This window comes from Streptosporangium sp. NPDC003464 (assembly GCF_053588315.1).
In genome coordinates this window covers 1-9,859 of the sequence record NZ_JBSFPS010000332.1, presented here as the reverse complement: position 1 = coordinate 9,859, position 9,859 = coordinate 1, and the positions used below count along the sequence as shown (strand labels likewise).

The window sequence follows — 9,859 nt, the reverse complement described above, 5'->3', positions numbered from 1 at the left end:
GCCGCTCGCCGGGGAACAGCGACCACGGCAGCGTGCTGACCACCGCGTCCGCCCGCTCCACCCCGGCCTCGCTCAGGAGCGCACCGAGGTCGGCGATGGTGCCGTCCGACTGCACGGTGCCGTCGATGACGCCGACGTTACAGGTGGCGGTGGCGAGTGAGGTGCTGATCGATACGTTGCCGATCAACGTCGCCCTGACCTTGCCGGAGTAGAGCGCGCCGAACTGGTCGTTCCTGTGGATCTTGGTGGTGGCCGCCCAGGCGGAGGTCGGGACGAAGGCGAATGCCAGCACGACGGCGGTCACGGCGAGGACGAGATTTCGGAGGCGTTTCATCGGCCACTCCTCTGTAATTTACCGGACATCGCGAGAGTAGATAGCCGCATATCATCAGTCAATGTATCCATGTCAAATACTTTGGTCAGACGACCATCTCGCGCCGCAAATCAACGGGAATTCTGTTGAGATAAGCGCTGCACCTCCGGAACCGCCGGGCGGCGAATTAAGCGGAATCCCACACTTCCCGGAACGCCGCACGCAGACCATCACTGCGCCCTAAAATCCCAGTTCAGATAGGCTTTCAGCCAGTGGTTGCGGCACCTGCAGCCGGATCGCGGCCTCCCGCCCACGGCTGCCGCAGCCCCGGAGTCCCGCGTTAATGTCAAATCATGACAGGCGCTCCCCGGCCCGCTCAATACGCCTTCTCCAGCCACGTCGGCACCTGCGGCTCCGGCCGTAAACACTCACTCCGCGAGTCAGTAAACAATGCGACCAGCGGACATATCCGTCGGCCGTGTCCGGGCGCCGGCCATCGCGCCGGAATTTCTCGTCGGGCCATATGCGAAAACCAAGCGCTTGAATCAACGATTCTTTCCGGGCCGGGCGGGTGCGGGCCGTGGCCCCGGGGACCCGCCGGGTCGGGCCGCACGGCGGCCGGGGAATCCCCGGGGGGTGAAGGTGTTGGAGTGAGGGTGAACGCAGCATCGCAGGCAACACGGTTGTCGATCCTGGACCGCTCCCTCGCCCGGCGGGGGCACGGCCACGCACAGGCGCTGCGCGAGACCGTACGGTTCGCCCAGGAGGCCGAGGCCCTCGGCTACCACCGCTTCTGGGTGTCGGAGCATCACGGGGTGCCCGGGGCCGCGGGCTCGGCGCCGACCGTCCTGGCCGCCGCCGTCGCCGCCGCGACCTCCCGCATCCGGATCGGCACCGGCGGGGTGATGCTCCCCAACCATCCACCGCTGGTCGTGGCCGAGCAGTTCGGCGTCCTCGAGTCGCTCTACCCGGGCCGTATCGACATGGGCCTGGGCCGGTCGGTCGGCTTCACCGGCGGCATACGGCGCGCGCTGGGCCACGACAAGCGCGACGCGGAGGACTTCGGGGCCCAGCTCACCGAGCTGCTCGGCTACTTCACCGGCGACCAGCAGGCGCATCCGGGGGTGCACGCGTTCCCGTCCGAAGGGCTGCGGGTGCCCGCGTACGTGCTCGCCACGGGCACCGGAGCGGACATCGCGGCCGGGCACGGACTGCCGCTGGTGATCGCGGCGGCGGCCGGGCAGGAGCGGATGCTGGAGGCGATCGCCCGTTACCGTACGGGCTTCCGGCCCTCGGCCTGGTCGGCGCGGCCGTACGTCATCGTCGCGGCCGGCATCGCGGTCGCCGGGACCACCGAGGCGGCCCGGCGGCTGCAGGCGCCCGAGGCGTGGGCGACCGCCGTCTCGCGCACCCGCGGCGTCTTCCCTCCGCTCACCCCGGCCGGGGAGATCCTCTCCTCGGACATGACGGCCCGGGAACGCGCCCTCTTCGAGGAGGCGCTGCGGGGGCAGATCCACGGCACGCAGGAGGAGGTCGCGCCCGCGCTGGAGGGGCTGGTCGCGCGGAGCGGCGCCGACGAGGTGCTCGTCACCATGAACACCTTCGACCACGGCGAGCGGCTCGACTCCTATCGCCGCCTGGCCCGCCTGGCGGGCATCACCGCGCCCACCCCCGCCGCCGCGGGAGCGGGAGCCCGCCCCGGCGGCGGCCTCACCTCGACGGACGCGAGCCGGCGGGCCGTACAGTGAGCTTGACGGGGAAGACAGGCCGGCGCCGCCCCTCGGCGGGCCGGGCACCGCGGATCACCGGCGGTCCCGGCGCTCAGGCTGAGCCCTTCCTGCTGGCCGGGGGCGAGGTGCTCCCGGCCACGGGCCGCCGTGTCAGCCTGCGGTGCTGCTGTGTCTTCGCGCTGTCCGACAACCTCGTCGTCAGCCAGCGTGTCTACTTCGACCAGCTGGAGCTGTACGCCCAGCTCGGCCTCCGGCTCACCTCCGGACCGCGCTGACCGGCCGCGTCCGCCTCCTCGTCACCGGTGGGTCGCGGTCTCCTGAGGGCTCCCCTCCATGCGGACGATCTGGAAGCCGGCCATGGCCAGCACGGCGGGCAGGTGGCGTATGACGTTGCGGTCCTTCTCCTTGGACGACTCGGGCAGGCGCGCCCAGTCCTCCATGTCGGGGTGCCGCTTGCGGACGGTGTCACGGGAGGGGCCGTGGGTCCAGCCTTCCTCCGCGCGCTCGTCCATCCAGCGCCGGTGCTCCATGGCCGCCAGCCGTTCGATCTCCGCGTCGGTGAAGGTGAACCCGAGCTCGGGGTTGACCCGCGAGGCGAGGACGGCGCCGACGGCCTTGAGCTTGCGGCCGATGTCCTGGGCCTGGCTGCGGTTGGCCTTCTTGAGGGTCTCGGGCAGCTCGGGCCACGGGAGCAGTGAGTCGTTGGTCTCCGGGGAGTCGCCGTTCTGGAGGCAGTCGTAGACGTAGTTCTCATGGATGGCCCGCGCCAGCTGCTCGATGAGGTCCTCGGCGATCAGGCGCGGATCACCGGCCTCGTCGGTGACGGCGAACACCTGCAGGAGGCCGGCCAGGTTCTCCAGGAGGCTGACCCCCTGAAACGCCTGGTCGAACATCCCCTGTCGTTCGACCCGGATCACCAGCGAGCGCGGCGTGCCGGTCCACAGCCGCAACGTGGTCAGCGCGGTCTTCAGGGCCAGGTCCTCGTCGGGGTAGCACACGTACACCCGCTGCGGCACGCCGGGGAACCGGTAGCCCTCGGCGTCGAGCCGGTTGGGGTGGACGGCCGTCAGGTCGAGGGCGGAGTCGATGAAGTCGTATCTGCGCCGCATGGTGGCCAGCGCCGCGTCGGCGTCGGCGTCGACGACGGTCACCGGCAGTCTCGGCTGCGGCTGCGGCGAGCGCAGCCGCCATCGGCGGGCCAGCCCGATGAGCAGCGCGTGGCCGAAGCCGTCGAGGCCGAAGATCATGATCGGCAGGCATTCGCCGACGGGGTCACGGTCCAGCAGCACCCGGGCGGCGAGCTCGTCGCGGTTGAAGAAGTCGAGCCGGAGGCCGGGCGGATCGGCCACGCCCAGCCGCCGGGCGCGCAGCGCGGTGCAGAGGTCGGGGTCGGGGATGAGGACGTAGGCCGCCAGCGGGCCGGGCGCGGCCCGCCGGACACCGTGGGCGGCCAGGGCGATCCCCGTGTTCGTGGAGCTGTCCTGCTCGCAGGCGTAGAGCACCTCGGCCCTGGCGACCCCGGCGGCCTTGAGCACGGCGGGGTTGCGGGCGTCGCCGACCACGTGGAGCACGCGGGGGTCGTCCAGGAGGGTGACGGGGGTGGAGGTGATCACCACGACGTCGCGCCCGGCGGCGCGCAGCCGCTCGACCAGCCCCCGCGTCATCGGGCTCTCCCCGCAGATCACCGCGTGCCGCCGCGCCTCCCGCGCCCGGATCCGCCGGATCTCACCGGCGAGCATGAGCCGGGCCGCCTCGAACAGGGCGTAGATCGTCACAGCGGGCGCGACGAACCTGGCCACCTCCAGCGTCCACGGCAGCGGGGCCGTGCCGTCGAGAGGGGTGGGGTCGAGGACGAACAGCTGGAGGACGTAGTAGAGGATGTCCAGCGGCGACCGCGCGAACTCGGGCCTGGAGAGCAGGTAGGTCCGCATGCCGACGCAGCCCAGCACGGAGGCCGCCACCGCCAGGAAGACGAACACGATCCGGAGCCGGAAGGCGGCGAACGGTGGATTCACTCATGCCTCGCTCATGACGGTGTCGAAGTCTGCGTGATCGCGTTCATGGCCCCCGGACCGGAAAAGGAACGGCTCTCCCCACAGTAACGGCCAGATCCGCCGATCGCCCGGGATACGGAGGAGCGGCCTCCGGCCCGGCCTCGCGCCGCCTCCCGGGCCGCAGGGGCCCGCCCAGCCGCCCGGCTCCGGTAAGCGCAGCGTCGGCGCAGGTGAAACGGGGTAAGAGCCCTTCATCAGGTTCGATATCGGTCCATATGATCCGCTGCGGCCGTGCGGGGGGATGCTTCATGGCCATATTCCAGACGGGATCAGGCGTACTGCGCCGTAAACCCATCGAGCACATCGAAGAACCGGAGGGTGACAAGACCGAGCAGCTCACCCGTGTGCTGGGGCTGTGGCAGCTCACCGCGATCGGGGTGGGCGGCATCATCGGCGCGGGCATCTTCGCGCTCGCGGGAACGGTCGCCAACGGCACGGCCGGTCCCGCCGTCGTGGTGTCGTTCCTGATCGCCGGGGTCGCGAGCGCGGCGGCGGCGCTCTCCTACGCGGAGTTCGCCGGGCTCATCCCGAAGGCGGGGTCGGCCTACACCTACGGCTACGCGGTCCTCGGCGAGCTGCCGGGCTGGTTCATCGGCTGGGACCTGCTGCTGGAGTACACCGCCATCGTCGCGGTCGTCGCCATCGGCATCTCCGGATACTTCTCGTTCCTGATCAGCGACCTGGGCGCGCAGCTGCCCGCCTGGATGCTGGGGGCCCCGGGGACGGGCGCGGGGCACCGGGTGGACCTGTTCGCCGCCATACTGTGCCTGCTGATCGCCTACCTGCTGAACCTCGGCATGCGGAACGCCGCCCGGTTCGAGACGACCGTCGTCGGGCTGAAGGTCGCCGTGGTGCTGCTGGTCATCATCGTGGGCTTCTTCTACATCAACACCAGCAACTACACGCCGTTCTTCCCCTACGGCATCGGGGGCGCCATCACTGGGGCGGCCACGGTCTTCTTCGCCGTCTTCGGTTACGACGCCATGAGCACGGCGGCGGAGGAGTCCAAGGACGCCCAGCGCCACATGCCGAAGGCGATCGTCTACTCGCTCGCCATCTCGATGGTCCTGTACGTGCTGGCCTGCCTGGTGCTGACCGGCATGCAGCACTACACGGAGATCGACAAGGAGAGCGGCTTCTCCACGGCGTTCCAGTCGGTGGGCCTGAACCGCCTGGCCGACGTGATCGCGGTCGGGGCGATCATCGGCATCCTCACCGTGATGTTCACGTTCATGCTCGGCGTGAGCCGCGTCTGGTTCTCGATGAGCCGCGACGGGCTCCTGCCCAAGTGGTTCGCCAAGACACACCCGACACGGCACGTGCCGACGCGCGTGACGTGGATCATCGGCATCGCCTCGGCCCTCATCGCCGGCTTCCTGCCCATCAGGGAGGCGGCGGAGCTGACCAACATCGGCATCCTGCTCGCCTTCGCGGTCGTGTGCACGGCGGTGATCGTGCTGCGCTACCGGCAGCCCGACCTGCCGCGGACCTTCCGCTGCCCGGCGATGCCGGTGGTGCCCGCGATCGGCGTCGTCTTCTCGCTCTGGCTGATCACCTACCTGCAGTGGCAGACGTGGGTGCGCTTCGCGGTGTGGTTCCTGATCGGCCTGGTCGTGTACTTCACCTACTCCTACCGCCACTCCGAGCTGGCCAAGGCGCAGACCGCGACGCACGAGGGCGGGGTGTGACCGGCCGGCCGCCGGACCGCGGACGCGGGCGGACGGCCGGCCGTGAAGGCGCGGGGGGCCTCAGGCGAGTCCCCTGGACAGGTCGGCCGTGAAGGAGACCACGCCCGCGGCGGTGCGGACCCGCACCCTCCCCCCGGAGCAGGAGATCTCCGGGTCGGCGGTGCCCGGCACGATCACGGTCAGCAGGGACCTCGCGGCCGGGGAGAGCACCGTCGTGCTCGAGACCCTCCTCAGGTAGCCGGGTGAGATCTCCTCCGGGCGCACCGACTGACCGCCGATCGGCGTGCACGCGGGCAGCTGGAGCTGGAGCAGCGACGCCTTCCACCGTCCGTCGGCCAGGACCACCCTCCCGCCAGCCACGGCGGTCGCGTCGAGCCCGGGGCCCAGGTGCCACAGCGGGCGGACCTGCCGTCCCCGCGGCACCGTGTCGAGCACGGCCATCAAGTCGCCGCCGTGCTCGACCAGCACCGACCGGGTACGGCTGACGCCGTAGGCGTCGTCGGTGAGCCGGAAGGACTGCCGGCCGGGGCCCGTGGCCGCCTGCAGCAGGCGCGCGGCCGTGCCCTCCCGGAAGCCGGCGCCGACCACGACGGGGACGTTGTGGGCCTGCGGCGAGAGCGTCCACCTCTGGTAGGGCGTCTTCTCGTAGGAGTGGAAGCCCGCCTCCACCAGGAGGTCGCGCCGCTGTGCGTGGTAGGTCACGCCGAGGTGGTCCTCGTGACCGTGGAGCGCGCGGCCGGGGCCGAACCGGATCGAGTAGTAGGCCGAGCCGGCGTCGTTCCAGGCGGTCCGGCCGAAGACGTAGCCGCCGTCGAAGACCTTCACGGTCTGCCGCTCGGCGGGGAATCCCTTCGGGCGCAGGTCGGCGGGGCTGTCGCCGATGGGCGCCAGGCGGCCGTCGGGCTGGGTGGCGTGGGCGACGTAGGTCTCCAGCGACCGCCGGCGCCGGATGAGGTCGGCGGGGACCGCCACCCCGCAGTCGCGGGCCTCCTCCATCGCGACGCCCAGCCGCTGGTGGACGTAGACCCCGTAGCGGGGAGCCTGCTCGCGCAGCACGCCCTGCCCGTCGATCGCGAGCCTGGCCGAGGCGCTCATCCGGCGCAGCGCCAGGGCCGTCCAGTCCTGCTCGCCGAAGCGGCAGCCGATGGCCAGCAGCGCGATGTCCTGGTCCAGTCCGTGGTTGTGGCCACCTTTGTAGAGGGCGGCGTCGGCCAGGATCTCGGCGTGCTCGGCCAGCGTGGCGGCCAGCCAGTCATCCTTGACGTGGGCGCTGAGGCAGACCAGGGCCGGGGCCCGCAGCGCGACCGGGTGCTCGGCCCAGGCCCACTCGCTGGTGCCGGGCCCGCCGCGCGGGTTGTCGCGCACCCAGTCCTCGGCGATCTCGACGGCGCGGTCGAGGCGGTCGCGCCGCCCGGTGGCCTCGTAGTCGACGACCAGCCGCCCCATCCAGCGCAGCGTGTGCAGGTTCAGCGCCCACGAGCGGTTTCCGTAGGGGTCGGTGCGCCAGTCGATGTCCTTGCCCAGGTCGACCGGGGGAAGACCGACGAAGGCGAGCCGTCCGCTCATCGCGTCGGTCGCCGGCACGGTGGAGAACTGGTCGCCCTGGCAGGTGACCTTGCCCCGGCTCTCGGCCAGGGAGAGTTTGGCCGGCCCGCAGGCCAGGAGGGTCAGGAAGGTCAGGAAGGCCAGGGTGAGGACACCCAGGCCGATGGTCCCCCGTCGTATAGCAAGCAATCGTTTGCTCCATCAATGGGCGCGAGCGGCCCCTGCGCGCTCGCGACACGGGAAGAAGACGACATCCCCGGCGAGGCGGGGCCCCTCACCTCGCCGGGTGTCTCAGGAGGCCCCGAGGAGCCCCGGACGGCCGTGCGCCGCACGCCTGGCCGACGTTCTGATCATGAACCGTTAGATGCGCGATCCCTCGGAGTTGTTCTCCGCCCGACGGTCTTTTCGGCCCCGGGATCGGCGGGGGCCGGACGCGGCCCCGGCCGCCGATCCTCGGAACGGCCCGCCCGCACGGCTCCGCGGGACATCCACCCCGGCGGGATCCCGCCGGAGATCCATCCCGCGCCGGACTTGAGAAATAAAACCCCCTAGGGGTATGTTACTGCCGCAGCGATACCCCGCCGGGGTATAGGCGAGAGGAGAATCCCATGTGCACGGCATGTGCGTGCGGCACCCAGGACAGCGCCTCCACGCAGGCGGCGGCGGTCGGCGCGGACGCGAGCGTCTACACGGTCAGCGGGATGACCTGCGGCCACTGCGTCTCGTCGGTCTCCTCCGAGATCGGCAAGGTCGGCGGCGTTACCGGCGTCCAGGTCGACCTGGCGAGCGGCTCGGTCTCCGTCAGCGGAGCGGGCTTCTCCGACGAGGACATCCGCGCGGCGGTGGAGCAGGCGGGCTACACGCTGGCCGGCGCCGCACCCGTCGGCGCCTTCTAGAGAAAGGCGCGTCCCGGGGAGAACGTCCCGGGACGCGCGTCCCGGAGAACAACAGGGGTGGGCGCGCATCGGCGTGCACGCCCACCCGCGGGGCCGGTCCGACTCCGATCACACCAACCCCCACGACGCATCCTGCCACCCGGCGAGGATGCGAGGAATCAGGAGTGCGGCATGAACGCCGTCAATCCACGCAGGTGGCAGGCACTCGTCGTGCTCGCCGCCGCGCAGTTCATGGTCATCATGGACACCTCCATCATCGGCGTCGCGCTGCCGGACATGCAGCGCGACCTCGGCTTCTCCCAGGGCGACCTGCAGTGGGTCTTCAACGCCTACGTCATCGCCTTCGGCGGCCTGCTGCTGCTCGGCGGGCGGCTGTCGGACCTGCTCGGCGCCCGCAAGATCTTCACTGCCGGCTGGGTCATCCTGATCGCCGGCTCGATCGTCGCCGCGGCGGCGGGCAACGCCTGGGTCGAGATCGTCGGCCGCGGCGTCCAGGGAATCGGCGGCGCGCTCATCGCCCCCGCCTCGATGACCCTGCTCATGATGCTCTTCGGGCACAACCCGCGCGAGCTGGGCAAGGCCATGGCCCTGTACGGCGCCGCCGCGCCGGCCGGCGGCACCGCCGGAGTGTTCCTCGGCGGAGTGATCACGCAGTACCTGAGCTGGCCGTGGGTCTTCATCGTCTACGTGCCGATCGGTCTGGCCACCCTGGCCGCCGTCCCCGCCCTGCTGCCCGCCGTCCAGGGCCGGCGCGGCTCGGTCGACGTGCTGGGCGCCGTCTCCGTCACCGCGGGGATCGCCCTGGCCGTCTACGCCATCGTCCGCGCTCCCGAACAGGGCTGGAGCTCACCGGCCACGCTGCTGGAGCTGGCTGGAGCGATCGCGCTGCTGGCGCTGTTCCTGGTGATCCAGCGCACCGTCCGAGAGCCGCTCATGCCGCTCGGCATCTGGCGCACCCCGGGCCTGGCGCCGGCCAACCTGGCGATGGCGCTGCTCGGCGCGGCGTGGATCCCGATGTGGTACTTCCTCAACCTCTATCTGCAGCAGGTCCTGGGCTACGGCGCCTTCGCCAGCGGGGCCGCGCTGCTGCCGATGACCATCGCGATCATGATCTTCATGATCGGCATCACCGCCCGGCTGCTGGGACGCTTCGGCGCCAAGCCGCTCATCGTCCTGGGCCTGCTCGTGCTGGCCGCCGGCGTGGCGGGACTGTCCCTGGTGCGGCCGGACGGGGCGTTCGCCTCCGACGTGCTGCCGGCGTCGCTGGTCGCGGCGGTCGGCATGTCGCTGGCCTACATCCCGGCGATGATGTCGGCCATGTCGGGGGTGCGGCCGGAGGAGAGCGGCCTGGCCTCGGGCATCGTCAACACCACCTACCAGGTCGGCTCGGCTCTCGGGCTCGCGGTCATGACCGCGATCGCCACCTCCCGGGGCGCCGCCGAGCTGGGAGATCTCCCCAGGCTGACCGAGGGCTTCCAGGGCGCCTTCATCGGCGCCGGAGCGGTCGCGGCCGCGGGAGCGGTGCTCACCCTGCTGCTCATGCGCAGGGCCAGGTCGGCGGCCCCGGCGGAGGCCGGGACACAGGCGGACTCGCTCGGCGTGTAGTCATCCGGGGTGCGCGCGCCGCGCGCAC

General features: G+C 71.4%; 8 protein-coding genes. 5 read left to right on the top strand and 3 right to left on the bottom strand.

The window, feature by feature from the left end; all coding sequences use genetic code 11:
- Positions 1-334, bottom strand: a 334-nt coding sequence (locus ACWDS7_RS42925) for a hypothetical protein (protein WP_451933970.1), incomplete at its 3' end; no start/stop codon positions are given.
- A gap of 635 nt (positions 335-969) precedes the next feature.
- Here ACWDS7_RS42925 and ACWDS7_RS42920 point away from each other — a divergent pair.
- Positions 970-2,061: an LLM class flavin-dependent oxidoreductase gene (locus ACWDS7_RS42920; RefSeq protein WP_451933969.1), complete on the top strand. Its 1,092-nt coding sequence runs from the start codon at positions 970-972 to the stop codon at positions 2,059-2,061.
- A 2-nt stretch (positions 2,062-2,063) separates the two neighbouring features.
- Positions 2,064-2,318 carry a hypothetical protein gene (locus ACWDS7_RS42915; protein WP_451933968.1) on the top strand — a complete coding sequence of 85 codons (255 nt, stop codon included), beginning with the start codon at positions 2,064-2,066 and terminating at the stop codon, positions 2,316-2,318.
- Positions 2,319-2,339: 21 nt separating this feature from the next.
- On the opposite strand, the gene ACWDS7_RS42910 is transcribed toward ACWDS7_RS42915, so the two are convergent.
- On the bottom strand, positions 2,340-4,058 hold the full coding sequence (locus ACWDS7_RS42910; protein WP_451933967.1) for a RyR domain-containing protein: 1,719 nt from the start codon (positions 4,056-4,058) through the stop codon (positions 2,340-2,342).
- Positions 4,059-4,345: 287 nt separating this feature from the next.
- Between ACWDS7_RS42910 and ACWDS7_RS42905 the strand changes: the two genes are divergently transcribed.
- Entirely contained in the window at positions 4,346-5,785 is a 1,440-nt protein-coding gene (locus ACWDS7_RS42905) for an amino acid permease (RefSeq protein ID WP_451933966.1), read from the top strand.
- A gap of 60 nt (positions 5,786-5,845) precedes the next feature.
- Here ACWDS7_RS42905 and ACWDS7_RS42900 read toward each other — a convergent pair whose 3' ends face one another.
- Positions 5,846-7,519, bottom strand: a complete 1,674-nt coding sequence (locus tag ACWDS7_RS42900; protein WP_451933965.1) for a heparinase II/III family protein — start codon at positions 7,517-7,519, stop codon at positions 5,846-5,848.
- Positions 7,520-7,938: 419 nt separating this feature from the next.
- On the opposite strand from ACWDS7_RS42900, the gene ACWDS7_RS42895 reads away from it, so the two are divergent.
- Entirely contained in the window at positions 7,939-8,226 is a 288-nt protein-coding gene (locus tag ACWDS7_RS42895) for a heavy-metal-associated domain-containing protein (RefSeq protein ID WP_451933964.1), read from the top strand.
- A 171-nt stretch (positions 8,227-8,397) separates the two neighbouring features.
- On the top strand, positions 8,398-9,831 hold the full coding sequence (locus ACWDS7_RS42890) for an MFS transporter (RefSeq protein ID WP_451933963.1): 1,434 nt from the start codon (positions 8,398-8,400) through the stop codon (positions 9,829-9,831).
- Positions 9,832-9,859 lie beyond the last annotated feature (28 nt).

Bases quoted from the DNA above. Each gene is read 5' to 3' on its own strand.
- ACWDS7_RS42905 (WP_451933966.1), top strand. From the start codon at position 4,346: ATGGCCATATTCCAGACGGGATCAGGCGTACTGCGCCGTAAACCCATC.
- ACWDS7_RS42895 (WP_451933964.1), top strand. From the start codon at position 7,939: ATGTGCACGGCATGTGCGTGCGGCACCCAGGACAGCGCCTCCACGCAG.
- ACWDS7_RS42890 (WP_451933963.1), top strand. From the start codon at position 8,398: ATGAACGCCGTCAATCCACGCAGGTGGCAGGCACTCGTCGTGCTCGCC.